We start from the raw sequence: 25,101 nt of genomic DNA on the forward strand, positions 1-25,101 counted from the left end.
CGACCTCCGCCTCGACAGGACGACACGACGCACCGTCGGAGTGCCGGCTACAGGACTTGAACCTGCAACCCCCGTATTACAAGTACGGTGCGCTACCAATTGCGCCAAGCCGGCAGAGGGCCCAGTCTATCCGGGCCGCGGCCGTCACTCCGCAGGCTCGGTCGGCGTCGGCGTCGGCGTCGACGTCTCGGCGGGTGCGGTCGGCGTGGGAGTCGGGGTCTGCTCGGTGTAGAACGCGTCGCTGGCGCTCGTCAGCACGAACTGCGAGAACTCCGCGGCATCCGACAACGCACCCATGTAGGGCTGGCCGTTGACGAGGATCATCGGCGTCCCGGTGAGCTCCAGACCGTCCGTGTCGGGGATGCCGGCGATGGCCCGCTCCGTGGCATCCTTCGCCCACTCGGTGAAGTCGCCGTCCTCGATGCAGGATCGCAGCTTCTCGGGATCGCTCGCGCCCACGGCCTGCGCGAGGTCGGCGAGCTCGACGTCGGAGAACCCGTCGGTGTCCATCGCGGGCTGCCGCGTGAGGAGCTCGGTGTTGTACGCGAAGAACACGCTCTCGTCGTGCGTCGCGACGCAGGCCGCCGCAGCGGCGGCGCGGAGCGAGTACTTCGTGCCGTTCGACTTCGCCGTGAGCATCGACACGGGGTGGTAGCTGAGCGTCGCCGCGCCCTGATCCACCCACGTGGTGAGCTGGTCGACGTTGGCCAGCTGCCACTCGCGGGCACCCGGCGAGAGGTAGTCGACGTAGACGCGGATGTCGACGGGGGCAGCCGTGGCGGATGCCGTGGGCGCCGGCGTCGCCGCCTTGTCCGAACCCGGGGTCGCCTCGACGGCGCTCTCGTCGATGACACCCTGGTCCGCCGAGACCCCGGTGACGTCACTGACGGCGAAGCCGTCGGAGGTCGCCGTGCTCGGCGTCAGGTCACGGCCGCCCATCGTCGAGGTGACCGACCACACGACCACCATCGCCACGGCCGCGACGGCAGCGGTGGCGAGCACGCCCAGCGAGACGCGTCGCGCGATGCGTGCGCGCGACTGACGGACATGGACGCGCTGCGCCTTCTCGCGTACGGCCTCGCGGCGGTCGGTCGCGGATGACGGAGTGTCGCCGGAATCGGTGGACATGGAACCTCGGGAAGATCTGTGGTGGCCGAACGGCCCGGCGCTCGGGGGTGGCGCACGGTCCGATGTTAGCCAGACGCGCTGGAAAAAGGCTGACGAGACCGCATCCCCTCGCACGCCGCACCCGTGCCATACTGAACACGCACCCGATGGCGGGTGTGCGGGGTCGTCCCCCGCTCGCTTCACTACGGATCGTCCGGCACGTACCTGCCGGTGAAGGAGAAGAAACAATGGCGTCCGTCACGTTCGACAACGCAACCCGTCTGTACCCCGGTGGAACCCGCCCCGCGGTCGACAAGCTCAACCTCGAGGTCGCCGACGGCGAGTTCCTCGTCCTGGTCGGCCCGTCCGGCTGCGGTAAGTCCACCTCGCTCCGCATGCTCGCGGGTCTCGAAGAGGTCAACTCCGGCTCGATCCGCATCGGCGATCGCGACGTCACCGACGTCCCGCCGAAGGACCGCGACATCGCGATGGTCTTCCAGAACTACGCGCTGTACCCGCACATGACCGTCGCCGAGAACATGGGCTTCGCGCTCAAGATCGCCGGTGTCGGCAAGGAGGAGCGCGCCGCTCGCGTCCTCGAAGCCGCCAAGCTCCTCGACCTCGAGCAGTACCTGACCCGCAAGCCCAAGGCCCTCTCGGGTGGTCAGCGTCAGCGTGTCGCCATGGGTCGCGCCATCGTCCGTCAGCCCCAGGTCTTCCTCATGGACGAGCCGCTGTCGAACCTCGACGCCAAGCTCCGCGTCCAGACCCGTACGCAGATCGCGTCGCTGCAGCGTCGCCTCGGCGTCACCACCGTCTACGTCACCCACGACCAGACCGAGGCCCTCACGATGGGTGACCGCATCGCGGTCCTGAAGGACGGCATCCTGCAGCAGGTCGGCACCCCGCGCGACCTGTACGAGAAGCCCAACAACGTGTTCGTCGCCGGCTTCATCGGCTCGCCCGCCATGAACCTGTTCCCCGCGGACCTCGCCGAGGGCGGCATCCAGTTCGGCACCGAGGTCGTCCCGCTCGACCGCGACACCGTCGGCCGCGCCAACGGCAGCCAGGTCACCGTGGGTGTGCGCCCCGAGGACATCGAGGTCGGCCCCGCCGACGGCCGCGGCCTCGCGGTCCAGGTGGACCTCGTCGAGGAGCTCGGCGCGGACGGCTACCTCTACGGCCACACCGAGATCAACGGCAAGCGCACCGACGTCGTCGCCCGTGTCGACGGCCGCAACCACCCGAACGCGGGCGAGACGGTCACCCTGGCCGCCAAGCCGGGTCACGTCCACGCGTTCGACCTCGAGTCGGGCGACCGCCTCAACGACAAGCCGGTCGTCTCGGCCTGATCGTCATCATCAGCAGGACCGCGGCGCGGGAAGGTCTCCGGACCTCCCGCGCCGCGGCGCGTCAGCCGGAGGTCACCGCGTGGTCCATTCCCTGAGCATCACCGCCAGCAGCGTCGACGCAGGGCTCCTCGCCCTGCCGTGGTCGACACCGCTCGGCGAGTGGCCGAGCGACGCGATCGTCTCCCTCCCCAAGGGCCTGTCGCGACACCTCGTGCGCTTCGCGAGCCTGTCGGGCAGGGTCATCGCCGTCAAGGAGACGACGGCGGAGATGGCCCGCCGCGAATACGAGATGCTCGGCTCCCTCGGCCGGCTCGATGTCCCGTGCGTCAGCCGGGTCGCGGTGATCGACGGGCGGCGGACACCGAAGGGCGAGCCCCTTCCCGCCGCTCTCGTGACGGCGCATCTGCGCTTCTCGCTCCCCTACCGGGCCCTGTTCACCCAGGTGCTGCGGCCCGACACCGCGACCCGTCTGGTCGACGCGCTGGCGGCGCTGCTCGTGCGGCTCCACAACGTCGGCTTCTTCTGGGGCGACGTGTCCCTGTCGAACACCCTCTTCCGACGGGATGCCGGGGCGTTCGCCGCCTACCTGGTCGATGCCGAGACGGGCGAACTCCACGAGGGCGGCCTGACCCGCGGTCAGCGCGAGCACGACCTCGATGTCGCCCGGACGAACATCGCCGGCGAGATCATGGACCTCGAAGCGGGCGGTCGCCTCGAGGGCGGCGTGGACGCGGTCGCGATCGCCGACGGGATCATGTCGTCGTACCGCTCCCTGTGGAGCGCGCTCACCGAGACGGAGACGTTCGCGGCGAACGAGACCTGGCGCATCACCGAACGCGTGCAGCGCCTCAACAGCCTCGGCTTCGACATCGGCGAGATGTCGATGGACGAGACCGCCGACGGCACGAAGGTGCTGATCCAGCCCAAGGTCGTGGATGCCGGCCACCACCAGCGTCGTCTCCTGCGGCTGACGGGGCTCGACGTGGAAGAGAACCAGGCTCGCCGCCTGCTCAACGACATGGACGAGTTCGCCGCCCGCGTCTCGCGGTTGGGCAGCGATGAGGAGATGGTCGCGCACGAGTGGCTCACGCGCGTGTTCGAGCCGGTCGTCAAGGCGATCCCGTGGGAGCTGCGCGCCAAGCTCGAGCCCGCCGAGGTGTTCCATCAGGTGCTCGAGCACCGGTGGTACATGTCGCAGGCGCGCGGGAAGTCCATCCCGATCGCCGAGGTGCTCTCGTCGTACATCGACGACGTCCTCCGTCACCGCCGCGACGAGGCGACCGTCATGGGTCCCCCGACGGAGACGATGGCGGTGCCGGTCGTGACGGCCGACCTCCCGCTGCCCGACGAGGACGAGGACGATCAGGTCGACTGGCGCGACCTCGTCTGAACGGGCTCAGTAGCCGACGGTGAACCGTTCGTTGCGGTGCTTCGGCGACTCGATCTCGTCCAGCACGGCGATCGCGAAGTCGGCACCCGAGATGAAGGATTCGCCGTTCTCGTCGGTGACGATGACCTCGCCGCCGTCGCGGTACGACCCGGTCCGCTCCCCCGGCGCCCACGCGCCGAACCCGCCCGCAGGGTGGATGTAGAACCATTCCCGCCCGGTGGTGTCGGCCTGGAGGTCCTCGAGGATCCCGATGGCCTCCATGGCTTCGGGCTTGATCTCCTCGGGGAAGCCGCTGTCGATGACGCGGGGACCGCCGGGCGCGACCAGGCTGCCGCCGGCGCCGCCGATGACACCGACGCGCACGGACAGCGGCAGATCGCGGATGACCTCGGTGACGGCATCCCGCATCTTGCCGACCATGTCGCCACGCGGAGACGTCGCGAACACGACCACCTCGACACCCTCGAGCTCCGCGACGAGAGCGGGCGCGTCGAGGAGGGTGCCCTCTACGTAGGTGGCACCGTCGACCCGCTCGGTCGGCACCTTGCGGGCGACGGAGACGACGGTGTGGCCGCGGCCGACGGCCTCGGCGAGGATGTGGCTGCCGGCGTAGCCGGTGCCACCGATCACGGCGATACGGGTCATGGGGTGTCCTTTCGCTGTCGGTGACGCCAGTCTGGCGCGCGATTCTATGGTCGGGCTATCACTCCGATGCCGCGCGCAAGGTCGCGACCTGATAGAGGGCGACGGATGCCGCGATGCCGGCGTTCAGGGACTCGGTCGCCGCGTTGATCGGGATCGACACGATCTGGTCGCAGGTCTCGGTGACCAGACGCGAGAGCCCCTTGCCCTCCGAACCGACCACGATGACCACCGGGCGGTCGGCCAGCTGCAGGGCCGGCAGCGACACGTCGCCGCCGCCGTCGAGCCCGAGGATGAAGACGCCCTGCTTCTTGAACTCCTTGAGCGTCGTCGTGAGGTTCGGGGCGATCGAGACGGGGATGCGGGCGGCCGCACCCGCGCTCGTCTTCCACGCGGCGGAGTTGACGCCCGCGGAGCGGCGCTGCGGCAGGATGATCGCCTGACCGCCGAACGCGGCGGTGGACCGGATGATCGCGCCGAGGTTGCGGGGGTCGGTCACGCCGTCGAGCGCGACGAAGAGCGGAAGCTGACCGCGGTCGATGACCTGCTCGAGCAGGTCCTGCGGGTGCGCGTACTCGTAGGGCGGCACCTTGAGTGCGACACCCTGGTGCACACCGTCGAAGCCGGCCATGCGGTCGAGCTCCTGACGCGTCACCTCGAGGACGGGGATGTCGCGGTTCGTCGCGATGGAGAGCATCTCCTTCACGCGGTCATCCATCTCGACGCGCTGCGCGATGTAGAACGCCGTCGCCGGGATCTTCGCGCGAAGCGCCTCGAGGACGCTGTTGCGCCCGGTGACCGTCTCGGTGTCGTCACCGGACTTCGCCTTGGGCGCGCGACCTCCGGTGGTCTGTCGGATCTGGGGCTTGCCGCCGGCGGCGACGAAGCGCTCCTTGGCGGCCTTTCGCTTGCCGGCGGGGTGCCAGGCGCGATCCTCGGCCTTTGGTGTCGGGCCGCGACCTTCGAGCGAGCGCTTGTTCTTGCCGCCGGATCCCTTCGTGGGACCCTTCTTGCCGCGTCCGGCGGACGGATTGCCTGGCTTAGCCATTGTTCAAACTCCAATGGGTCCCCTCGGGACCGTCTTCGAGGACGACGCCGGCCGCCGCGATGGCATCGCGGATACGGTCGGCTGCCGCCCAGTCCTTCGTCGCGCGGGCCTCCGCGCGCTGGTCGATCATGGTGCTGACGAGGGCGTCGAGCGCGGCCGAGGCGGCCTCGTCGCCCTCGACCTTCCACTGCGTCGAGGTCGGGTCGATTCCGAGCAGGCTCGTCATCTGCCGGACCTGCCACGCGGCGATCGCCGCCGACTCGTCGTCGTCCGCATCGATCGCGACGTTGCCGCGGCGCACGGTCTCGTGGATGACGGCGAGCGCCTGCGGGACGGAGAGGTCGTCGTCCATCGCCTCCGCGAAGGCAGCCGGGATGACGAACACCTCCTCGATGTCGGAGTCCGCCTCGGACGCGCCGTGAGGAGGCTTCGCGGCCCACGTGAACGGGCTGGGGCGTCGTTCCGCACGCTCGAGGAACGAGCGGATGCGGCCGAGTGCGGCATCCGCTTCGGCGAACGTCGACGACGACAGGTCGAGGTTCGAGCGGTAGTGGGCGGCGAGCAGTGCATACCGGACCACGAGCGGGTCGTACTCGGCGAGGACGTCCACGGCGAGGAGGAAGTTGCCGAGCGACTTCGACATCTTCTGGTCGCCGACCGTCACGAGCCCGTTGTGCACCCAGTAGCGGGCGAACGCGTCGCCGGCCGCCGTGGACTGCGCGAGCTCGTTCTCGTGGTGGGGGAAGCGCAGGTCGAGCCCGCCGCCGTGGATGTCGAACGCGGGGCCGAGGTACCGCCGGCTCATCGCCGAGCACTCGATGTGCCACCCGGGGCGGCCGGATCCCCACGGCGACGCCCACGAGGCGTCCGCCGGTTCACCCTCCTTCGCGCCCTTCCAGAGCGCGAAGTCGCGGGGGTCGCGCTTGCCGCGCGGATCGGCGTCGGTGGCGGACTCCATCGCGTCGACGGACTGGCGGGTGAGCGACCCGTACTGCGGCCAGGAACGCACGTCGAAGTACACGTCGCCCGCCGCGGCGTACGCGTGGCCAGCCTCGATCAATCGCTCGATGAGCTCCTGCATCTGCGGGATGGATGCCGTCGCCCGCGGCTCGTACGTCGGGGGCAGGATGCCGACCGCGGCATACGCGCGCGAGAACTCGAGCTCCATCCGGTAGGCCAGTGCCCACCACGGCTCGGCGTCGGTCGCGTTCGCGAGCACCTTGTCGTCGATGTCGGTGACGTTGCGGACGAAGGTGACCCGCCCGAACCGGTGGATGAGCCACCGGCGGAGGACGTCGAAACTCAGCGCGGCGCGGACGTGGCCGATGTGCGGACCCGACTGGACCGTCGGTCCGCAGACGTACATCGTGACGTTCTCGGGATCGGCGGGCGCGAAGTCGCGCAGCGCCTGAGCCTGGGAGTCGTAGAGCCGAACCGTCACCGGTCCATGCTACCGGCGGGTGGCGAAGGCACCCGCGTCGAGACGGTAGAAAGGACGGGTGCTGCATCTGCTCGCCGTCCTCGCCGCCGCGCTGCTGTTCGGGACGACGGGAACCGCGAACGCCCTCGGCCCGGACGACGCCTCCACCCTCTCGGTCGGCGTGGCGCGGATGGTGATCGGCGGCGTCGGACTCGCCGCGCTTGCCTTCACCCTCGCCGCCCGCCATCGTCGTCGCGCACCCGCCCGCCCGCGCCTCGCGCTCACATGGGGGACGCTCGGCCTCATGGCCCTAACGGGTGCCGCAATCAGCCTCTACCAGCCGCTCTTCTTCCTCGGCACGGAGACGAACGGCGTCGCCGTGAGCACCGTGATCGCCCTGGGGTCCGCCCCCGTCCTCGCCGGAATCCTCGAGTGGCTGATCTCGCGGCGGGTTCCGTCGTGGCTGTGGATGGCGGCGACCGCCCTCGCCGCCGCGGGTGTCGTGCTCCTGGGCGTCGGCGGAGGCTCGGGCAGCGGCGGCGTCGACGGCCTCGGTCTCGCGGCCGCCGTGGGGGCCGGCGCCTGCTTCGCCGTCATCGCGAACGTGCAGCGCCGGCTCCTGGACCAGGGCTGGGACGCCTTCACCGTCGTCGGGTCCATGGGGGTCGGCGCCGCCATCCTGTGCGCCGCCGCAATCCCGTTCGTCGACCTGAGCTGGGTGACGACGCCCTCCGGGCTCGCGATGGCACTCTGGCTCGGTCTCGTGACGATCTCGGTCGCCTATGTCCTGTTCACCTGGGGGCTGCAGGGCTTGACGGCGGCGACCGCGGCGACCCTGACGCTCGGCGAGCCGCTCACCGCTACGGTGCTCGGGGTGACGGTGCTCGGCGAGGCCCTCTCACCCCTCGCGGTGGCGGGGCTCGTCGTCCTCGCCGCCGGTCTTGTGACGCTCGCCTGGGGATCCCGGCGGCCCCGCGATCCCGCTCCCTTCGCCGTGGAGGCCTGACATGCCCGCTCCCCTCGACATCCGCGTGGACGACCTGACGAGCGAGGCCAGCATCGGTCTCGTGCGACAGCACCTCGCCGGCATGCATGCGCAGACCCCCGCCGAGAGTGTGCACGCGCTCGACGTGGCCGCGCTGCGGCATCCGTCGGTCACCGTCTGGTCGGCCTGGCGCGACGGCGAGATCGCCGGGATCGGCGCCCTCGCTCGGCTCGACGACGAGGACGGGGAGCTGAAGTCGATGCGGGTCGTCGACGCGCATCTCGGGACCGGTGTCGGGCGGGCGATCCTGCGCCACATCCTCGAGGCGGCACGCGCCGCAGGCCTCACCCGCGTGTGGCTGGAAACCGGCTCGGATGCCCCGTTCCTCGCGGCACGAACGCTTTACGCGAGCGAGGGCTTCGACGAGTGCGCACCCTTCGGGAGCTACCGGCCCGACCCGGCGTCGACCTTCATGACGCGCGCGCTCTGACCGGTACGGTCAGGCCGCAACCACGACGGCGACCGCGAACGCGGCGACGCCGTCACCCGTGCCCGTGAAGCCCAGACCGTCCGTCGTCGTCGCCGAGACCGAGACCGGCGCTCCCAGCGCCTCGGACAGCACGCGCTCCGCCTCCGTGCGGCGAGCCGCGAACCGCGGACGCTTCGCCTGCACCTGCACGCTGACGTTGCCGATACGCCATCCCGCCTCGCCGACGAGGGCGCGCGTCCGCGCGAGGAACGCCGGGGCATGGGCGCCGGCGTACTCGGGCTGATCCGTGCCGAAGTGGGTGCCGATGTCACCCAGACCCGCGGCCGCGAGGACCGCGTCGACGATCGCGTGCGCGACGGCATCCCCGTCCGAGTGACCGTGCAGCCCCTGCTCCCCCGGCCACTCGAGTCCGGCCAGCCAGAGCGTGCCGTCGCCGCCGAAGGCGTGGACGTCGGTCCCGACACCCACGCGCGGGATCGCGACCGAGGGGGCGCGCGTCACCGACGGGAGAGGTGCCACGAGCCCGCGGGCGCGGTCGAGATCGGCGACCGTCGTGATCTTGAATGCTCGCTCGTCGCCGGCCACCGTTCGCACGATGGTGCCCGCCTCCTGCAGCAGGGCGGCGTCGTCGGTGTGGTCGGCCGCGGCATCCTGGTACGCGGCGTCGAGCACGGCCCGGCGGAAGCCCTGCGGCGTCTGCGCCGCAGCGAGGACCGATCGATCCACGGGAGCGACGACCGTGTCGGCATCGACGTGCTTGAGGGTGTCGATGACGGGGAGGACGGGGATGACGGCATCCGACCCCGCGGCGACGGCGTCGATCACTCGGGCGAACACCTCGGGCGGGGTCAGTGCACGAGCAGCGTCGTGCACGAGGACGACCTCGACGTCGGGCCAGACGGCGCCGAGGCCGGCGGCGACCGACGCCTGCCGAGTCGCTCCGCCGGCGACGACCGAGACCAGGTCGACGCGGTCGCCGGCGGCTTCGTGCGCCTCGGTCGTCGCATCGCCGACCCGGTCTTCGGGGGCGACGACGACGACCTGCGCCTGCGGTGCCGCGAACACGCCGTGCAGCGCGTGGCGGAGGATCGTGTGCGCATCGATCCCCACGAAGGCCTTGGGCGCCTCCGCCCCCAACCGCGTCCCCGACCCGGCGGCGACGACGACGACGGCAACGCGCGGAACGGGGATGAGGCTCATGCCTCCGAGCGTACCCAGGCGCGCGCCGGCGAGCGGCGTCGGAGGAGGAAGACCGCGGCCGCGAGCAGGACGGCGCCGCCGACGGCGATCGGAAGGTCGAGGAACCACTCCATGACCGCGAACGGCGGCACGAAGGCGCAGACCCATGCGACGACGACGACGATCCGCGGAGGCGTCGGCCCGAGTGCGCCCAGGGCTTCCCAGCGCACGATCGCGAGCGACAGGGCGAGCAGGACGCCCAGCACCACGACGAAGAGGATCGGCCGCGACCACCACCACGCCTCGGACGCGGGCGTCGGCGCAGCGCCCGGGATGAGCAGGCTCAGGCCGGTGAGCGCCAGCATCACCGGCAGATGCCAGAGGTAGATCGTCATCAGCCGCGAGCCGAGCACGAAAACGATGCCCTGCATCGCGCGGAGCGCCATCAGGCGCGCGAGCACAGGCTTGAGCAGACGCAGCAGGCACGCCTGCGCGATGCCGAGGACCACGAGCGGCACCGTCGGCGGATTGAGGTTGCCGAGCATGCTCGTCGAGTACGGTCCGACGGCCGTGAGCGGCCACAGCAGCAGATAGCAGGCGGTCGCGACCGCGAGAAGGGTGAGCGGATGCCGCCGGTCGAACCATCCGTCTGCGTACCAGAACCCGAACTGCTGCACGAGCGGCCAGACGAACAGCAGATTCAGGAGACCGATCTCCTCGACGCCGGTGCCGAAGCGCGCGACGTCGACCAGCATCGCGCCGAGGGCCAGGACGACGAGCGTCGCCGTCGGACGGCGCGCGTGACAGGCGGCGAGGAACGGAACGGCGGCCTGGCACAGGAGATAGGCCGCGAGGAACCACAGCGGCGAGCCCGCGCCCACCGCGGCATCCGCCACGAGCTGCTCGGGCAGACCCGCCGCTGTCGCGACACCGAGGACGACGGCGAAGAACACGAAGAGGGGCAGCGCGGGCTGCGCGAGGCGGAGCGTGCGCGTGCGGATGAATCCCTCGGCATCCCCGCCCTTCGCCGTCCACGACCGCCAGCCCGTCGCCGCAGCGAACCCGCCCACGACGAAGAACAGCGGCATGATCTGACCGACCCACGTCGCGGCGTCGAACCACGGCTGCTCCTCGGCGGGTCGCGAAGCGACGAGACCGCCATCGGGTCCGGGCCCGATGCCCACCTGCACGAGGTGGACGACGATGACGAACAGGACGCAGACGACCCGGGCGAGGTCGAGCGTCAGATCGCGACGCGAGAGGTCGACGGCGACGGGAGCGGCGCGAGTGGTCACGGGCTCATCATGGCGCGCGCATCCACACGCCGCACGCCTCGCATCCCGCGGACAACGAAGAACGGCCGGCTGAGCAGCCGGCCGTTCTGTCGATGCCTCAGGAGGCGAGGACCTCGTCGAGGACGGTGGACGCCTTGTCCTCGTCGGCCTTCAGGGCCAGGGCGATCTCGGAGATGAGGATCTGCCGCGCCTTCGCGAGCATCCGCTTCTCACCGGCCGACAGGCCGCGGTCCTGGTCGCGGCGCCAGAGGTCGCGCACGACCTCACTCACCTTGATGACGTCACCCGACGCGAGCTTCTCGAGGTTCGCCTTGTAGCGGCGCGACCAGTTGGTCGGCTCCTCGGTGAAGGGAGCGCGCAGTACATCGAAGACCTTCTCGAGCCCGTCTTTGCCGATCACGTCGCGGACGCCCACGAGATCGACGTTGTCCGCGGGAACCTCGATGATGAGATCGCCCTGCGTGACGTTGAGCTTCAGGTATTTCTTCGTCTCTCCCTTGATGACGCGATCCTTGACCTCGATGATGGTCGCAGCGCCATGGTGCGGATAGACGACGGTTTCGCCAACCTCAAAAAGCATGCAGTTGTGTCCTTTCGGCAACCTCCAGAATACCACAGGCGACATACGCTAGAGTTCGCCGCCCTCCCCCGCCCGGTCGCGACGTCACGACCCCATAGGATGAGAGTGCCGCCGTTCGTGTCATCTGGAGGATCCGTGAAATCGCGTCTCATCGCGTCCCTCGCCCTGGGCGCCGCCGTCGTTCTGGGAACCACGGGCTGCAACATGCTCGCGCCGCAGGCGACGACGATCCAGTACTCGGCCTCGGACGGGGTCAACGTCCCCGACTCCGGCCCGCTGCTGGTCCGCAACGCGATGATCATCGCGAACGAGGACGGAAGCCTCGGCAACCTCATCGCGGGCATCGTGAACACCACGGACGAGGACCTGGTCCTCAACGTCTCGATCGCCGACCAGCCGCAGCGTGTCAACGTGCCCGCGAACAGCACCGTCAGCCTCGGGGTGACGACCGCACCGCTCACTTTCGACGACACCGGCAAGCCGGGCTCCGACGTCGACGCGTCCTTCCAGTCGGGCGAGGGCGAGGGTGTCCGCGTCGCCGTCCCGATCCTGGACGGCACGCTCCCGTACTACACGGAGTTCGTCCCGACGCCCGCGGCGACGCCGGCCGGCTGACCTCCCCGACGACGACGAAGGCCCCCACCCTGCGGTGGGGGCCTTCGTCGTTCGCGACCGGGACTCAGGCCTCGAATCGGTAGCCGAGTCCGCGCACCGTCAGCAGCATGACCGGGTCGCTGGGGTTCGTCTCGATGCGCGAGCGGATGCGCTTGATGTGCACATCGAGCGTCTTGGTGTCGCCGAAGTAGTCGCTCCCCCACACACGATCGATGAGCTGGCCGCGGGTGAGCACGCGGCCCGCGTTGCGCATGAGGAGTTCGAGGAGCTCGAACTCCTTGAGGGGCATCGAGATCTCCTTGCCGTCGACGGAGACAGTGTGACGATCGATGTCGAGCGTGACGCGACCCCCCTGGATGATCCGGTCGTCGACGTCCAGCTCGTCGGTGTCCGCCCGGCGCAGCACCGCACGCATCCGCGCGAGCAGCTCACGGGAGGAGTACGGCTTCGTGATGTAGTCGTCGGCGCCCAGCTCGAGCCCCACCACGATGTCGACCTCGCTGTCCTTCGCGGTCAGCATGATGATCGGCACCTTGGAGGTCTGCCGGATGACCCGGCACACCTCGGTCCCCGGCATCCCGGGCAGCATCAGGTCGAGCAGGACGATGTCGGCCCCCCGCGACGAGAAGGCGTCGAGGGCGACACCGCCGTCCTCGGCGATCTCGACCTCGAACCCCTCCCGACGCAGCAGGTAGGCGAGGGGGTCGGCGAGGTCGGGTTCGTCTTCGACGATCAGGACTCGGGTCATGAGGCTTTCCTTCGGCTGGGCGCGTTCGCGCCGGTCTTCTTCTTGGGCTTACGACGCGTCGACGTGTCGACGGTGACGAGCGGGAGGCGGATGGTGAACGTCGACCCGCGACCGGGCCGGGACCAGAGGTCGACCGAGCCGCCGTGACGCTGCACGGCGTGCTTGACGATCGCGAGACCGAGTCCTGTGCCGCCGGTGCGCCGCGAGCGCGCCTGGTCCGCGCGGTAGAAGCGCTCGAAGATCCGCTGCTGATCGTCTTCGGGGATGCCGATGCCGTGATCGGCGACCGCGATCTCGACCGCGCCGTCCGCCTCGCGCACCCCGACACCCACCTGCGCGCCCGCCGGCGAGTACGCGATCGCATTGGCGAGGAGGTTGCCCACCGCCTCGACGAGGATCTGCCGATCGCCGCGGACGAACAGTCCGCGGTCGCCCCCGCGGGCGACGGTGATGTCGGCCGACTCGGCGGTGACCGCCAGCGAATCGATCGCCGAACGGACCACCTCGTCGACGGAGACATCGCGCATCTCGGCGATCTCGTCGGCGGACTGCAGCCGCGAGAGGTTCATGATGCGCGAGGTCAGCTGGCCGAGCCGCGTGGCCTCGGCGCTCAGCCGCCGCACGAAGTGGCGGACCTGTTCGGGATCGTCGGCAGCCGACTCGATCGCCTCGGCGAGGAGCGTGACCGCGCCGACCGGCGTCTTGAGCTCGTGCGAGGTGTTCGAGACGAAGTCGCGGCGCATCTGCTCGACGCGCTCCCGCTCGGTGATGTCGCGGATGACGACGAGGGTCAGGCGCGGGGTGATGACGCTGGCGCGGGCCGCGACCACACGCGGCTCGACACCGCGGTTCAGGGTCATGTTCTCCGTCGCCGGAAGCCCCGTCTGCCGCGCGCCGCGCACGAGCGCGCGGAGGCGTTCGGCGTCGAGGCTCTCCCCCACCCTCAGCGAGAAGACCTCCGCCGTGGCCGAGGCCGCGAGCACGAGCATCGACGGATCGACGACGACGGCGGCGTCGTCCATGGCCTGCAGGACCGATGCCCCCCCCTCGGGCAGCTCGGTCGACGTGACCAGCCGCGTGCGCTCACGCGCGCGCGCCGCGTAGAACACGAGAGCGGCTGCACCGCCGCCCACGAGCAGGCCCACGACGAGCGCCAGCAGCTCGAGCTGCGTCGAATCCATGTCCCCAGCGTAGGGTGGGCGCACCCCCGCAATCGGACGGAAATCGGGCCGTGCGCCGGTCACCGCCGAGTGTTCACCGTGTCGGCACCGACCGTTAACCTGAGCGCGGGAGGATCGCCGAGGTCTCTGCGCGACAGTCGCGCCCCTCACCCGCCCGCACGAAGAGAAGGTGCTCCATGCGCGAAGTTTTCCACCAGTCCCTCGAGGACGTGCAGACCCGTCTCGTCGAGATCTCCGAGCTCGTGACCGTCGCGATCGAGAAGGCGACCCGCGCGTTCGCCACCAGCGACGTCGCCCTCGCGGAAGACGTCATCGACAACGATCAGGTGATCGACGACAGGGCCATCGAGCTCGACGAGCTCGCCATCGAGATCCTCGCCCGCCAGCAGCCCGTTGCACGCGACCTGCGCATCGTCGTCGCCGCCCTGCGGGTGAGCGCCTCGCTCGAGCGCATGGGCGACATCGCCGAGCACATCGCCCAGCTGACGCGTATGCGCTTCCCCGAGCGCGCCGTGCCCAAGGGCCTGAAGAACACCTTCACGAAGATGGGCGAGATCGACACCGAGGTCGCGCGCACGCTGTCCGATCTGCTGCGCACCGAGGACCTCTCCCTGGTGAACCGCCTGCACGAGCTCGACGACCAGCTCGACGCCCTGCACCTCGCGGTGTTCGAGAAGGTCCTCAGCGACAACTGGCAGGGCGAGGCGTCGGCCACCGTCGACGCCACCCTGGCCTCGCGTTACCACGAGCGCTTCGGCGACCACGCCCTGTCCGTGGCCAAGAAGGTCTCGTACCTCGCGACGGGCACCTGGGCCGCCGACCCCGAGGGCGTCGACCTCGAGGTCTGAGCGCCGGACGACGAAGAGCGGATGCCGCGAGGCATCCGCTCTTCGTGTTCCCCGCCGGAGGCGGGTTACTTCTTGCCCTGCGAGGCGACCGCCGCAGCGCCGGCGGCGGCGGCCTCGGGGTCGAGGTACTCGCTGGGGCCGATCGGAACGAGGTTCTCGTCCAGTCGGTACACGAGCGGGATGCCGGTGGGGATATTCAGCTCGGCGATGTCGTCGTCGCTGATGCCGTCGAGGTGCTTCACGAGGGCGCGCAGCGAGTTGCCGTGGGCCGTGACCAGGACGGTCCTGCCCGTCTTCAGATCGGGGACGATCTCGCTCTCCCAGTAGGGCAGGAGGCGGTCGATCACGATCTTCAGCGACTCGGTGCGGGGCACCTCGCCGTCGATGTCGGCGTATCGCACGTCGCCGACCTGCGTGTACGGGTCGTCGTCGGAGATGTCCGGCGGCGGCACGTCGAACGAGCGGCGCCACAGCATGAACTGCTCCTCGCCGAACTCGTCGAGCGTCTGCGCCTTGTCCTTGCCCTGCAGGGCGCCGTAGTGACGCTCGTTGAGACGCCACGAGCGCTTCACCGGGATCCAGAGGCGGTCCGCGGCGTCGAGGGCGATGTTCGCCGTCTGGATGGCGCGCGACAGCACCGAGGTGTGCAGGATGTCGGGAAGCAGACCCGACTCCTTCAGCAGCTCGCCGCCGCGCTGGGCCTCGGCCTTGCCCTGATCGGTGAGACGGACGTCCACCCACCCGGTGAACTGGTTCGACTTGTTCCACTCGCTCTGGCCGTGCCGGAGGAGGATCAAGGTGTAGGGGGCTGTCATGCCCGCAATCCTACCGGCGTGCCGGGTGCGATCATGGGGTCATGACGCGCTCCGATCCTGTCGTCGGACAGGTGACCCGGGGGACGACGAACACCAATCGCCTCCGCCGCGTGGACCGTTGGATCGCGCGGCATCCCCTCCTCCGGCGGACGGCCGATCCGCTCGTGGTGGACCTCGGCTACGGGGCGAGCGGAGTCACGGCGTTCGAGCTCGAGGCGCGGTTGCGCCGCGTGCGCTCCGACGTGGAGGTGCTCGGGCTCGAGATCGAGCCGGCGCGGGTGGAGCGCGCTCGGGCGCAGCTGGCGCGAGTCCGCGCGGGCGAGGGGGTGTTCGCGCCGGACGCGCGCGTGTCGTTCGCGCGCGGCGGGTTCGAGGTGCCGGTGCCGGACGGTCGACGCCCGGCGGTGATCCGCGCGTTCAACGTGCTGCGCCAGTACGACGAGGCGGACGTGCCCGCGGCGTGGGAGCGCATGGCGGCCCGGCTGCGCCCGGACGGCATGCTCGTCGAGGGGACGTGCGACGAGCTCGGCAGGATCTCGACCTGGATCGAGATCGGACCGGATGCCGCGCCCCGCACCCTCACGATCTCGTTGCGGCTCGCGGAGCTCGAGTCCCCCGCGGTCGCCGCCGAGCGACTGCCGAAGGCGCTCATCCACCGCAACGTACCCGGAGAGCGCATCCACGACGTCCTGACCGCCCTCGACCGCGAGTGGACCCGCGCGGTCGCCGCCTCCTCGTTCGGTCCGGTGCAGCGGTGGCGGGCGGCGCTGGACGCGCTCGTCGAGGCGCGCTGGCCGATCGGCGGCCGGACGCGATGGCGGCTGGGCGAGATGACCCTGCCGTGGGAGGCCGTCGCTCCCCGGTGAGCCGGCGCGTACTCAGACGCGCGGCAGGCGCGCCCGGGCCTCGTCCGGACCGAGGCCCGTCGCACAGAGGAGATCGGTCGCGAGCGGACGCAGCGCCGTGATGAGGGTCTGATCGCCGAGCGAGCCGTCGGGCACGAGCGCCACGGGATCGAGCCGCGCGGCGACGGCCGTCAGCACCTCGCGCGCCGCGGGCTCGTCCGAGATGTCGGTCAGCGAGGAGGCCACGAGATCGGCACCCCGGACCAGTTCGAGCAGCAGGTCGGCGGCGACGTCGCGCTCACGGCCGTCGTCGACGAGGTAGACCGACCGCCGTGCGACGACCCGGAGGTTGCGCACGGCGAGGTCCATCGCCTGCCGCATCCGCTCGAAGCGTTCGAGTTCGAACCGCTGGCGGCGCAGGAACGGCGAGATGCGGGCGATGGCGGCACCGGATTCGACCGAGACCCGCAAGTCGTCGACGCGTCCCTGCAGGTCGCGAGCCTTCTCGAGACCTCGCTCCGCGCGCACGCGGCTGCCCCGACGCAGTCCCTGCGCGACCGTGCCGGCGGCGGTCTCGAAATCCGCGAACAGCCGCGTCGCGTCCGCGAGAGCCGTGCGCAGCGGGCTGCGCGGGATGAGCGCCGTGACCAGCAGCGCCATCGCGCCGCCGATGAGGGCGTCGAGCAGGCGCAGGAACGGCGTCTGCGACGGGACGACGACCACGATGATCGACTGGATCGCCGCCGCGATCGCGAACCCCGCCTGCGGCGAGACGAATCGGGCGATCGAGAGGCTCACCGCCAGAGTGAGGGCGAGCTGCCACCATCCGCTCCCGGCGGCGAAGACGACCAGCTCGGCGACGAAGACCCCGAGCACCATGCCGATGACGGTCTCGAGGACGCGCCACGGCCGGGCGTCACGGACCAGACCCAGACTCGAGATCGTGACAGTCGCCGCGATCAGCGGAGCCGGGTGCCCCAGCCCGTAATGCGCGATCGAGAAGGCCGCGCTCGCGGCGACGACGAGCTGCAGGATCGCCACGGCGGATCCGCGCAGGCGGGCCCATCCCTCGCGCGGATACTTCCGGGCGGTCGGCACCGGAACCGTGGTGGTCGGCTCGGGCGCCATCGTCACCGGCGCTGCGACAGCCGGGGCAGACGCGGGACGGATGCCGCGCGCCCGGCATCCGGCGGGACGACGACCTCCTGCGCCGCGGCGATCTCACCGTCGGCGACGGCGACGGTCAGGGCGGCGTCGACCGGGACGGAGCGCTTCACGATCGCGAGGGCGATCGGGCCTTCCTCGTGGTGGCGGGCGACCGAGGTGACAGCCCCGACGTCCGCACCGTCCAGCCGGACGGCGGCGCCGGGTTCGGGCAGGTCGGCGTCCGATCCATCGAGCTGCAGAGCGACGAGACGGCGCGGCGGGTGTCCGAGGTTGTGTACCTTGGCGACGGTCTCCTGCCCGCGGTAGCAGCCCTTGTCGAGGTGCACGGCCGTGCGCAGCCAGTCGACCTCGTGCGGGAGGGTCCGGCCGTCGGCCTCGGTCGCGGCCCGGGGGCGCCACGCGGCGACGCGCAGCGCGTCGACGGCGAGGTAGCCCGCGAGTCGGACGTCACCCCGCTCCGCCGCGGCGGCGAGGTCGTCGAGCGACGAAAGGGACACGACCGCCTCGGCCCAGTCGCGCTCGGCACCGGGATGCGGCTCGACCGGGGAGTATCCCCAGCCGCCGGAGCTGACGCGGGGCCACGGGTCCCGCCACACGACCTCCCCATGCAGGGCGTCGACCGCGGCGGCGGTCCCGCCGATCACGGCGTAGCCGGCGGAGCCGTCCTGCGGATCGACGCGCAGGCGGAAGCGCATGCGCGTGAGCCAGGTGAGGAGCGCTTCGGCACGATCCCGGTCGACGATGAGCCAGGTGCGCTCCCCGTCGTCGACGACGGATGCCGCATGCTCGACGTGCCCCTGCGGGTCCAGGACGAGGAGCTCGGTGCCCGCACCCGGGGCGAGGGTGGTCAGCGCCTGCGAGGTGATCGAGTCGAGCCAGGAGAGCCGGTCCTCGCCCGAGACGGTGAGGACCGTGCGATCGCCGAGGGGGGCGACGGCGGCGCCGGCGGCGAGGTCGCGCTGCTCGCGGACCGGATTACCCAGGTGCGCGAGCCCGCGGTCGTCGACGACAGCGCCGGGGACGCGGGCGAGGACGTCGGGGTTCACTGGACCCTCGCAAGGCGGGCCGAGGCGTGCGACGAGAGCTCGGAACCGAGCGCCGCGATGTCCCACGCCCACAGCAGGTGGCCGTCGACGAGGCCGTACATCCGGGTGGCGGCGCCGTACTCCTTCGCACCCGCCGGACGGACGATCGCGTCGGTGGCGATGTCGATGCGCGGTCCCCGCACCTGCCCGAGGTAGAGCTCGCTGATGCCGTCGGAATGCACGAGGGCGACCTGGATCTCGAACCCGTCCTGCGCCGTGCGAAGAGCCTCGACGTCGTGCACGGTGCGCGCCTCGCTGCGAGGCGCCAGTGCCGGCAGCAGAGCGGGCCCGGCGTCCTGCTCGGTCGCAGGGCGGGACAGCCGCCAGTAGCCGGTCTCGGCGACGAGGTCGCGGCGGCGGCCGTCGGCATCCTCGAACCAGGCGGTCGCCGCGTAGTTGAGGGCGTCGCCGCCGTCATGGCTGAAACTCACGCGATGGGAGAACTCGCCCGACATGGAACGACCCTGGGCGTCGTATTCGAGGACGCCGGTACCCTCCCAGACGCCGAGCAGCCAGGAGAGCGGGACCAGATCAGCCGGAAGGTCGGTCGGCAGATCGATCACGGTGTCAGCGCTGACCGCGGTAGAGGTTCCAGACGACGACGCCGGACACGAACGCGATCGCGAGCGATGCGAGGCCGAGCAGCCCGACGAAGAAGAGTTCGAGTGCGACGAGATCCATGCCGTCCACTTTAGCGGCCGGGGACACCGTCGCGGCCCTGGGTTGCGGGGCGTCAGCCCGCGAACAGCTCGGCGAGGGCGAACCCCGCGCCGAGGAGACCCATCACCAGCATCGCGCCGAGGACGCTCGCGGCGATCCGGATGATGAAACCCTGCGACCGACCCGAGGCGAGCTGCACCGCGAAGGCCAGGAAGAAGCAGAATCCGAAGCCGACGAGAAGCCACGCACCCCGCCAGTCCGGGTCGACGAACACTCCCACCGCGAGCGCGACCAGGGCTGCGGCCACCCAGACCGCGACCACGCCGGCAGCCCGTCGACGGGGAAGGATCTCGGGTGCGGTCATGCCACCCATTCTGACGTACCGGCTGCGACGTCGCGCGTACGAGCGAGCCGGACGGCGCCCCGGCGCTGCGCGCACCGGACGAGCCCCTAAGATGAGACGCGGTTCCGAGTCCGCACCGGAGGGTCCCCCTTGGCACAGTTGCTCGTTCTGAGCTCCGCCGCCGGCGGCGACTCCGTCCTGCCTGCACTCGAACTCCTCAGCCACCGCGTCCGCCAGATCCCGGCCGAGGCGGCGCAGCTGGTCAACGCCCCGAACGCCGACGTCGTCTTCGTCGATGCGCGCCGAGATCTCGTCGCGGCCAAGTCGCTGTGCAAGATCCTCACGACGACCGGGCTCGACGCGCCCCTGCTCCTGGTCGTGACCGAGGGCGGACTCACCGCCGTATCCCCGGACTGGGGCATCGACGACGTCGTGCTGGTCGGCGCCGGCCCCGCCGAGGTCGATGCCCGCATCCGACTCGCCGTCGGACGGGTCTCGAAGGAACAGGTCTCCACGCGGATCCAGACCTCGGGGATCACGATCGACGAGTCCTCGTACTCGGCGAAGGTCCACGGTCGTCCGCTGGACCTCACCTACAAGGAGTTCCAGCTCCTCCACTTCTTCGCGACGCACCCCTCCCGCGTGTTCACCCGCGAGCAGCTGCTCAGCGAGGTGTGGGGCTACGACTACTTCGGCGGCACCCGCACGGTCGACGTGCACGTCCGCCGCCTGCGCGCCAAGCTCGGTGACCTCGAGCAGCTCATCGGCACGGTCCGCAACGTCGGCTACCGCTTCAACGTCTACGAGGACGAGCAGCTGCCGACACCATCGGCATGAGCCGGATGCCGCGGCATCCGTGACCGTGTTCACGCACACGTCACCGTCCCCTGCAATGATGTGGAGATGATCGACACCCAGGTTCACGACTCCGGACTGGGCGACGCGGACGACGACGACTTCGACGACGTCGTCGAAGCGTACGACTCGCAGCTGCCCGACAACCGCTACCTCGACCGCGAGCTCAGCTGGCTCGCATTCAATCAGCGCGTGCTGGAGCTGGCGGAGGATCCGAACCTGCCGACGTTGGAGCGTGCGAACTTCCTCGCGATCTTCGCCAGCAACCTCGACGAGTTCTTCATGGTGCGGGTCGCCGGTCTCAAGCGCCGCATCCTCACCGGACTCGCCGTGCCGACCAACGTCGGCCGCGCTCCCCTCGACGTGCTGACCGACCTCGCCACGGCCGCGCACGCCCTGCAGGAGCGTCACGCGGCGGTGTGGTCCGAGCAGGTACGCCCCGCCCTCTCCGACGCGGGCATCGAGGTCGTCTCCTGGGCCGAGCTGTCGGACTCCGAGCGGAGCACGCTCTACGACTACTTCTCGGCGCAGGTCTTCCCGGTGCTCATGCCGCTCGCTGTAGACCCGGCCCACCCGTTCCCTTACATCTCCGGCCTGTCGCTCAACCTCGCCGTGCGGATCCGCAACGCGCGCACCGGCCGCCAGGAATTCGCCCGCCTCAAGGTGCCGCCCATGCTCCCGCGCCTCATCGAGGTGGCGAAGAACGGCTCCACCGTGCGGTACCTGCCGATCGAGGAACTGATCTCCGAGAACCTCGCCGACCTGTTCCCGGGGATGGAGATCCTCGAGCACCACACGTTCCGCCTCACGCGCAACGAGGACGTCGTGATCGAGGAGGACGAGACCGAGAACCTCATCCAGGCGCTCGAGGCCGAGCTCCTCCGCCGCCGCTTCGGCCCGCCGATCCGCCTCGAGATCACCGAGGACATGGACGAGGTGACCCTCTCGCTGCTTCTCGACGAGCTCGACATCACCGAGAACGACGTCTACCGGCTGCCGGCTCCCCTCGATCTGCGCGGACTCTTCTCGCTGTCGCAGATCGAGCGCCCCGACCTGCGCTACCCCGCGCACGTCCCGAAGACCTCGACGCCCTTCCAGCCCGCGGAGCAGAACGGGCGCGCCGACATCTTCGCGGCGATCCGCAAGGAGGACGTCCTCGTCCACCACCCGTATGAATCGTTCACGACGAGCGTGGTGTCGTTCCTGCAGCAGGCGGCGCGCGATCCGCACGTGCTCGCGATCAAGCAGACGCTGTACCGGACGTCGGGCGACAGCCCGATCGTCGAGGCACTCATCGACGCGGCCGAGAACGGCAAGCAGGTGCTCGCGCTCGTCGAGGTGAAGGCGCGCTTCGACGAGGCGGCGAACATCGTGTGGGCGCGCAAGCTCGAGAAGGCCGGCGTGCACGTCGTCTACGGCCTGGTCGGCCTCAAGACGCACTGCAAGCTCCTGCACGTCATCCGCGAGGAGGACGGCGTCCTCCGCAGCTACAGCCACATCGGCACGGGCAACTACAACCCGAAGACGAGCCGCATCTACGAGGACTACGGCCTCTTCACTGCGAACGAGCAGGTGGGTCGCGACCTGACGCGCCTGTTCAACGAGCTCAGCGGCTACGCGATCGAGAAGAAGTTCAAGCGCCTCCTCGTCGCCCCGCTGCACCTGCGTAAGGGGCTCCTGCGCCTCATCGACGGCGAGCGCCGCAACGCGCTGGCCGGCAAGCCTGCCCACGTGCGCATCAAGGTCAACTCGATGGTCGACGAGCAGATCATCGACGCCCTCTACCGCGCGAGCCAGGCGGGTGTGAAGGTCGACGTGTGGGTGCGGGGCATCTGCTCGCTGCGCTCGGACCTGCCGGGGGTGAGCGACAACATCACCGTGCGGTCGATCCTCGGCCGGTATCTGGAGCACTCGCGCATCTTCACCTTCGAGCACAACGGCGACCCGCAGGTGTTCATCGGCAGCGCCGACATGATGCACCGCAACCTCGATCGCCGCGTCGAGGCGCTCGTGCGCGTCACCGAGCCCGCGCACGTCAACGAGCTGATCTCCCTGTTCGAGCTGGCGATGTCGGACACGACGAGCTCGTGGCACCTGGGCGCCGAGGGCGAGTGGACCCGTCACCACCTGGACGCCGAGGGCAACCCGCTCGTCGACCTGCAGGAGAAGACGATGTCGCAGGTGCTCCGCCGTCGGCGGGCACGGGCGGTGCGATGACGGAGACCGCGGTCTACGCCGCGGGCGGCGTCGTCTGGCGGATGGTCGAGGGCAGGCTGCTCGTCCTCGCGATCCACCGCACGAAGTACCGCGACATCACCCTGCCCAAGGGCAAGGTCGATCCGGGCGAGACGCTCGCCGAGACGGCCGTGCGCGAAATCTTCGAGGAGACCGGCATCCGTGTGCACCTCGGGGTTCCCGTCGGGATCTCGAAGTACCGCCTGCCCAGCAAACGCACGAAGATCGTCCATTACTGGAGCACGGAGGCGACCGAGGAGGCGATCCGGGCGTCGTCCTTCGTTCCGAACCGCGAGATCGCCGCGATCGAGTGGCTGACGCCGAAGAAGGCGCTCGAGCGGCTGAGCTACCCGGTCGATGTGGAGATCCTCGAGAACTTCCTGCGGCTCGTCGACGACGGCGTGCTGGCCACGTTCCCGATCGTCGTCCTGCGCCACGGCAAGGCGACCCCGCGCGAGGACTGGAAGGGGAAGGATGCCGCCCGCCCCCTCACCGACCGCGGCAAGCGCCAGGCCAAGGCGGCCGTCGGTCCCCTGCGCTCGTTCGGCATCCGTCGGGTCGTCTCGAGCGACGCCGTCCGCTGCGTCGACACCGTGGCACCGCTCGCGAAGGCGCTGGGCCGCGACATCCGCCGGACCGACCTGATCTCGCAGGATGCCTGGGAGGACGGGCACGCGGACGTGCGCACCGTCGTCGGCAAGCGCGTCCGGTCCGGCAAACCGGCCGTGCTGTGCTCGCACCGGCCGGTGATCCCCACCATCATGAGCGAGCTGGCGCTGGCCACCGGGAGCCTGAAGGGGTCGTACATCGAGAGCGCCTCCGACCTCGAGGTGGGGGGATTCTCCGTCGCGCACCTGTCCGCCACGAACCCCGGTTCGGGCATCGTCGCGATCGAGACGCATCCCGCCAACGTGTGAATCGGCTGAGCGACAGACGATCGGACCCGACCCGTTCACCTGTCGTTCACCTGTCGAGCGGAACCTGGTCACCAGCGACTCCTACCGTCGAGCCAGCCCCGCACCGGGGTGTCCCGATCACCCGAAGGAATTCACACGTGAAGCTCAACCGCATCGCCCGCGTGGGCGCTGTCGCAGCCGTCGCCGTCCTCTCCCTGTCGGCCTGTGCCGCCAACGAGGGCACCCCTGCTGGCGGTGGCCAGCCCTCCGACGGCGGCAGCACGCTGTCGGGCACCGTCAAGGCCACCGGCGCCTCGTCGCAGGGTGCCGCTCAGCAGGCCTGGACCGCGGCCTTCCAGACCGCCAACCCGGACGTCACGGTCAACTACCAGCCGACCGGTTCGGGCACGGGCCGCGACAACTTCCTCGCCGGCTCGAGCAACTTCATCGGTTCGGACCGCGCCTACACCACCGACGAGATCGCCACGGGCGGCTTCGGCGCCTGCGCCACCGACGACATCGTCGAGGTTCCCGCCTACATCTCCCCCGTCGCCGTCGTCTTCAACCTCGAAGGCGTCACCGAGCTCAACCTGACCGCGGATGTCATCGGCGAGATCTTCAACGAGCAGATCGAGAAGTGGAACGACCCGAAGATCGCCGAGCTGAACGAGGGCGTCGAGCTGCCCGACCTCGCGATCACCCCGGTCTTCCGCGGTGACGAGTCGGGCACCACGGGCACCTTCACGGCCTACCTCGCCTCGGTCGCGCCCGACGCGTGGCCCTACGAGGACGACGACGCCTGGCCGGTCGACACCCAGCGCTCCGAGGCTGCGCAGCAGACCTCCGGCGTCGAGGCGGCCGTCAAGGCCGGTAACGGCACCATCGGCTACATCGACGCCTCGCGCGTCGGCGACCTCGGCTCGGCCGCCATCCAGGTGGGCGACGAGTTCGTGCCGTTCTCGTCCGAGGCCGCTGCCGAGCTCGTCGCGGCCTCGCCGCTCGAGGACGGCCGTGCCGACGGCGACCTCGTCTACGACGTGAACCCCGCCGAGGCTCCGGCCGGCGCCTACCCGATCGCCCTCGTGAGCTACCTCATCGGCTGCCAGCAGTACGAGGACGCCGACGTCGCGGCCATCGTGAAGGACTACTTCTCGTACATCGTCAGCGAGGACGGCCAGAAGGCCGCGAACGAGGCCGCCGGCTCCGCCCCGCTGTCGAGCGAGGTCGCCTCCGAGGCGCAGACCGCGATCGACATGATCGGCGCCGCACAGTAACACCTCTGCTGCGGGTGGCCCTCTCCGAGGGTCACCCGCAGCCCCA

General features: G+C 70.4%; 25 protein-coding genes and 1 tRNA gene. 11 read left to right on the forward strand and 15 right to left on the reverse strand.

Features of this window, described 5'->3' with window-relative positions:
• Positions 1-41: 41 nt before the first annotated feature.
• Positions 42-114, reverse strand: a tRNA-Thr gene (locus AB0259_RS15005).
• A gap of 30 nt (positions 115-144) precedes the next feature.
• Positions 145-1,128, reverse strand: coding sequence for a thioredoxin domain-containing protein (locus AB0259_RS15010; protein WP_366223237.1), 984 nt, complete (start codon positions 1,126-1,128; stop codon positions 145-147).
• 227 nt (positions 1,129-1,355) lie between these two features.
• On the opposite strand from AB0259_RS15010, the gene ugpC reads away from it, so the two are divergent.
• Both ugpC and AB0259_RS15020 read left to right on the forward strand, forming a co-directional pair.
• On the forward strand, positions 1,356-2,459 hold the full coding sequence (gene ugpC / locus AB0259_RS15015; RefSeq protein WP_251582440.1) for a sn-glycerol-3-phosphate ABC transporter ATP-binding protein UgpC: 1,104 nt from the start codon (positions 1,356-1,358) through the stop codon (positions 2,457-2,459).
• A 79-nt stretch (positions 2,460-2,538) separates the two neighbouring features.
• The gene (locus AB0259_RS15020) at positions 2,539-3,849 is read left to right on the forward strand and encodes a DUF4032 domain-containing protein (protein WP_251582438.1); all 1,311 of its coding nucleotides are present in this window, start codon (positions 2,539-2,541) and stop codon (positions 3,847-3,849) included.
• Positions 3,850-3,855: 6 nt separating this feature from the next.
• Here the strand turns inward: AB0259_RS15020 and AB0259_RS15025 are convergent, their stop codons facing one another.
• From AB0259_RS15025 to cysS, 3 genes are read right to left on the reverse strand one after another with little or no spacing between them, the layout of a single operon-like run.
• Positions 3,856-4,494: an NAD(P)H-binding protein gene (locus AB0259_RS15025; RefSeq protein ID WP_366223238.1), complete on the reverse strand. Its 639-nt coding sequence runs from the start codon at positions 4,492-4,494 to the stop codon at positions 3,856-3,858.
• Between the two features lie 58 nt (positions 4,495-4,552).
• Positions 4,553-5,539 (reverse strand): 23S rRNA (guanosine(2251)-2'-O)-methyltransferase RlmB, encoded by a 987-nt coding sequence (gene rlmB, locus AB0259_RS15030; RefSeq protein WP_366223239.1) that lies wholly within the window; start codon positions 5,537-5,539, stop codon positions 4,553-4,555.
• Positions 5,532-6,980 (reverse strand): cysteine--tRNA ligase, encoded by a 1,449-nt coding sequence (gene cysS, locus AB0259_RS15035; RefSeq protein ID WP_366223240.1) that lies wholly within the window; start codon positions 6,978-6,980, stop codon positions 5,532-5,534. The genes rlmB and cysS overlap by 8 nt, the downstream gene beginning before the upstream one ends.
• Positions 6,981-7,038: 58 nt before the next feature.
• Here cysS and AB0259_RS15040 point away from each other — a divergent pair, with 58 nt between their 5' ends.
• Complete coding sequence (locus AB0259_RS15040) at positions 7,039-7,965, forward strand: EamA family transporter (RefSeq protein WP_366223241.1); 927 nt, start codon at positions 7,039-7,041, stop codon at positions 7,963-7,965.
• Position 7,966: 1 nt separating this feature from the next.
• Positions 7,967-8,434: a GNAT family N-acetyltransferase gene (locus tag AB0259_RS15045; protein ID WP_366223242.1), complete on the forward strand. Its 468-nt coding sequence runs from the start codon at positions 7,967-7,969 to the stop codon at positions 8,432-8,434.
• 9 nt (positions 8,435-8,443) lie between these two features.
• Here the strand turns inward: AB0259_RS15045 and ispD are convergent, their stop codons facing one another.
• The 3 genes from ispD to AB0259_RS15060 form a co-directional block, all read right to left on the reverse strand.
• On the reverse strand, positions 8,444-9,634 hold the full coding sequence (ispD, locus tag AB0259_RS15050; protein ID WP_366223243.1) for a 2-C-methyl-D-erythritol 4-phosphate cytidylyltransferase: 1,191 nt from the start codon (positions 9,632-9,634) through the stop codon (positions 8,444-8,446).
• Entirely contained in the window at positions 9,631-10,908 is a 1,278-nt protein-coding gene (locus AB0259_RS15055) for an acyltransferase (RefSeq protein WP_366223244.1), read from the reverse strand. The genes ispD and AB0259_RS15055 overlap by 4 nt, the downstream gene beginning before the upstream one ends.
• A 97-nt stretch (positions 10,909-11,005) precedes the next feature.
• Positions 11,006-11,488, reverse strand: coding sequence for a CarD family transcriptional regulator (locus AB0259_RS15060; protein WP_251582423.1), 483 nt, complete (start codon positions 11,486-11,488; stop codon positions 11,006-11,008).
• Positions 11,489-11,623: 135 nt separating this feature from the next.
• On the opposite strand from AB0259_RS15060, the gene AB0259_RS15065 reads away from it, so the two are divergent.
• Positions 11,624-12,103 carry a DNA modification methylase gene (locus AB0259_RS15065; protein ID WP_251582421.1) on the forward strand — a complete coding sequence of 160 codons (480 nt, stop codon included), beginning with the start codon at positions 11,624-11,626 and terminating at the stop codon, positions 12,101-12,103.
• Between the two features lie 64 nt (positions 12,104-12,167).
• On the opposite strand, the gene AB0259_RS15070 is transcribed toward AB0259_RS15065, so the two are convergent.
• Both AB0259_RS15070 and AB0259_RS15075 read right to left on the reverse strand, forming a co-directional pair.
• A complete protein-coding gene (locus tag AB0259_RS15070) occupies positions 12,168-12,851 on the reverse strand; it encodes a response regulator transcription factor (protein WP_366223245.1) in 684 nt (227 codons plus the stop codon).
• Positions 12,848-14,032 carry an ATP-binding protein gene (locus AB0259_RS15075; RefSeq protein WP_366223246.1) on the reverse strand — a complete coding sequence of 395 codons (1,185 nt, stop codon included), beginning with the start codon at positions 14,030-14,032 and terminating at the stop codon, positions 12,848-12,850. Before AB0259_RS15075 ends, AB0259_RS15070 begins: the two co-directional genes overlap by 4 nt.
• Positions 14,033-14,208: 176 nt before the next feature.
• Here AB0259_RS15075 and phoU point away from each other — a divergent pair, with 176 nt between their 5' ends.
• A complete protein-coding gene (gene phoU, locus AB0259_RS15080) occupies positions 14,209-14,880 on the forward strand; it encodes a phosphate signaling complex protein PhoU (RefSeq protein ID WP_251582415.1) in 672 nt (223 codons plus the stop codon).
• Positions 14,881-14,945: 65 nt separating this feature from the next.
• On the opposite strand, the gene AB0259_RS15085 is transcribed toward phoU, so the two are convergent.
• Complete coding sequence (locus AB0259_RS15085; RefSeq protein WP_251582413.1) at positions 14,946-15,695, reverse strand: phosphoglyceromutase; 750 nt, start codon at positions 15,693-15,695, stop codon at positions 14,946-14,948.
• Positions 15,696-15,736: 41 nt separating this feature from the next.
• Here AB0259_RS15085 and AB0259_RS15090 point away from each other — a divergent pair, with 41 nt between their 5' ends.
• Positions 15,737-16,561 carry a class I SAM-dependent methyltransferase gene (locus AB0259_RS15090; protein WP_366223247.1) on the forward strand — a complete coding sequence of 275 codons (825 nt, stop codon included), beginning with the start codon at positions 15,737-15,739 and terminating at the stop codon, positions 16,559-16,561.
• 12 nt (positions 16,562-16,573) lie between these two features.
• Here the strand turns inward: AB0259_RS15090 and AB0259_RS15095 are convergent, their stop codons facing one another.
• The 4 genes from AB0259_RS15095 to AB0259_RS15110 form a co-directional block, all read right to left on the reverse strand.
• Positions 16,574-17,668 carry an FUSC family protein gene (locus AB0259_RS15095; protein ID WP_366223292.1) on the reverse strand — a complete coding sequence of 365 codons (1,095 nt, stop codon included), beginning with the start codon at positions 17,666-17,668 and terminating at the stop codon, positions 16,574-16,576.
• Between the two features lie 2 nt (positions 17,669-17,670).
• Positions 17,671-18,753 (reverse strand): glycine cleavage T C-terminal barrel domain-containing protein, encoded by a 1,083-nt coding sequence (locus tag AB0259_RS15100; protein ID WP_366223248.1) that lies wholly within the window; start codon positions 18,751-18,753, stop codon positions 17,671-17,673.
• Entirely contained in the window at positions 18,750-19,355 is a 606-nt protein-coding gene (locus tag AB0259_RS15105; protein ID WP_366223249.1) for an FABP family protein, read from the reverse strand. The genes AB0259_RS15100 and AB0259_RS15105 overlap by 4 nt, the downstream gene beginning before the upstream one ends.
• Positions 19,356-19,525: 170 nt before the next feature.
• Entirely contained in the window at positions 19,526-19,816 is a 291-nt protein-coding gene (locus AB0259_RS15110) for a hypothetical protein (protein ID WP_251582405.1), read from the reverse strand.
• A gap of 129 nt (positions 19,817-19,945) precedes the next feature.
• Between AB0259_RS15110 and AB0259_RS15115 the strand changes: the two genes are divergently transcribed.
• The 4 genes from AB0259_RS15115 to AB0259_RS15130 all read left to right on the forward strand — a co-directional run bounded on the left by AB0259_RS15115 (position 19,946) and on the right by AB0259_RS15130 (position 25,055).
• A complete protein-coding gene (locus tag AB0259_RS15115; protein WP_251582403.1) occupies positions 19,946-20,632 on the forward strand; it encodes a response regulator transcription factor in 687 nt (228 codons plus the stop codon).
• Between the two features lie 66 nt (positions 20,633-20,698).
• Positions 20,699-22,867, forward strand: a complete 2,169-nt coding sequence (locus AB0259_RS15120; protein WP_251582401.1) for an RNA degradosome polyphosphate kinase — start codon at positions 20,699-20,701, stop codon at positions 22,865-22,867.
• Entirely contained in the window at positions 22,864-23,802 is a 939-nt protein-coding gene (locus AB0259_RS15125; protein WP_366223250.1) for an NUDIX domain-containing protein, read from the forward strand. Before AB0259_RS15120 ends, AB0259_RS15125 begins: the two co-directional genes overlap by 4 nt.
• Before the next feature lie 137 nt (positions 23,803-23,939).
• The gene (locus tag AB0259_RS15130) at positions 23,940-25,055 is read left to right on the forward strand and encodes a phosphate ABC transporter substrate-binding protein PstS (protein WP_251582397.1); all 1,116 of its coding nucleotides are present in this window, start codon (positions 23,940-23,942) and stop codon (positions 25,053-25,055) included.
• The last annotated feature ends 46 nt before the right edge of the window (positions 25,056-25,101 follow it).

The organism is Microbacterium sp. NPDC080005, from assembly GCF_040702445.1.
GTDB classification, from domain to species: Bacteria; Actinomycetota; Actinomycetes; order Actinomycetales; family Microbacteriaceae; genus Microbacterium; species Microbacterium oleivorans_D.

Bases quoted from the DNA above. Each gene is read 5' to 3' on its own strand.
- rlmB (WP_366223239.1), bottom strand. From the start codon at position 5,539: ATGGCTAAGCCAGGCAATCCGTCCGCCGGACGCGGCAAGAAGGGTCCC.
- AB0259_RS15060 (WP_251582423.1), bottom strand. From the start codon at position 11,488: ATGCTTTTTGAGGTTGGCGAAACCGTCGTCTATCCGCACCATGGCGCT.
- phoU (WP_251582415.1), top strand. From the start codon at position 14,209: ATGCGCGAAGTTTTCCACCAGTCCCTCGAGGACGTGCAGACCCGTCTC.
- AB0259_RS15085 (WP_251582413.1), bottom strand. From the start codon at position 15,695: ATGACAGCCCCCTACACCTTGATCCTCCTCCGGCACGGCCAGAGCGAG.
- AB0259_RS15025 (WP_366223238.1), bottom strand. From the start codon at position 4,494: ATGACCCGTATCGCCGTGATCGGTGGCACCGGCTACGCCGGCAGCCAC.
- AB0259_RS15095 (WP_366223292.1), bottom strand. From the start codon at position 17,668: ATGGCGCCCGAGCCGACCACCACGGTTCCGGTGCCGACCGCCCGGAAG.
- AB0259_RS15110 (WP_251582405.1), bottom strand. From the start codon at position 19,816: ATGACCGCACCCGAGATCCTTCCCCGTCGACGGGCTGCCGGCGTGGTC.
- AB0259_RS15045 (WP_366223242.1), top strand. From the start codon at position 7,967: ATGCCCGCTCCCCTCGACATCCGCGTGGACGACCTGACGAGCGAGGCC.
- AB0259_RS15070 (WP_366223245.1), bottom strand. From the start codon at position 12,851: ATGACCCGAGTCCTGATCGTCGAAGACGAACCCGACCTCGCCGACCCC.
- ugpC (WP_251582440.1), top strand. From the start codon at position 1,356: ATGGCGTCCGTCACGTTCGACAACGCAACCCGTCTGTACCCCGGTGGA.
- AB0259_RS15075 (WP_366223246.1), bottom strand. From the start codon at position 14,032: ATGGATTCGACGCAGCTCGAGCTGCTGGCGCTCGTCGTGGGCCTGCTC.
- AB0259_RS15125 (WP_366223250.1), top strand. From the start codon at position 22,864: ATGACGGAGACCGCGGTCTACGCCGCGGGCGGCGTCGTCTGGCGGATG.
- ispD (WP_366223243.1), bottom strand. From the start codon at position 9,634: ATGAGCCTCATCCCCGTTCCGCGCGTTGCCGTCGTCGTCGTCGCCGCC.
- AB0259_RS15120 (WP_251582401.1), top strand. From the start codon at position 20,699: ATGATCGACACCCAGGTTCACGACTCCGGACTGGGCGACGCGGACGAC.
- AB0259_RS15010 (WP_366223237.1), bottom strand. From the start codon at position 1,128: ATGTCCACCGATTCCGGCGACACTCCGTCATCCGCGACCGACCGCCGC.
- AB0259_RS15090 (WP_366223247.1), top strand. From the start codon at position 15,737: ATGACGCGCTCCGATCCTGTCGTCGGACAGGTGACCCGGGGGACGACG.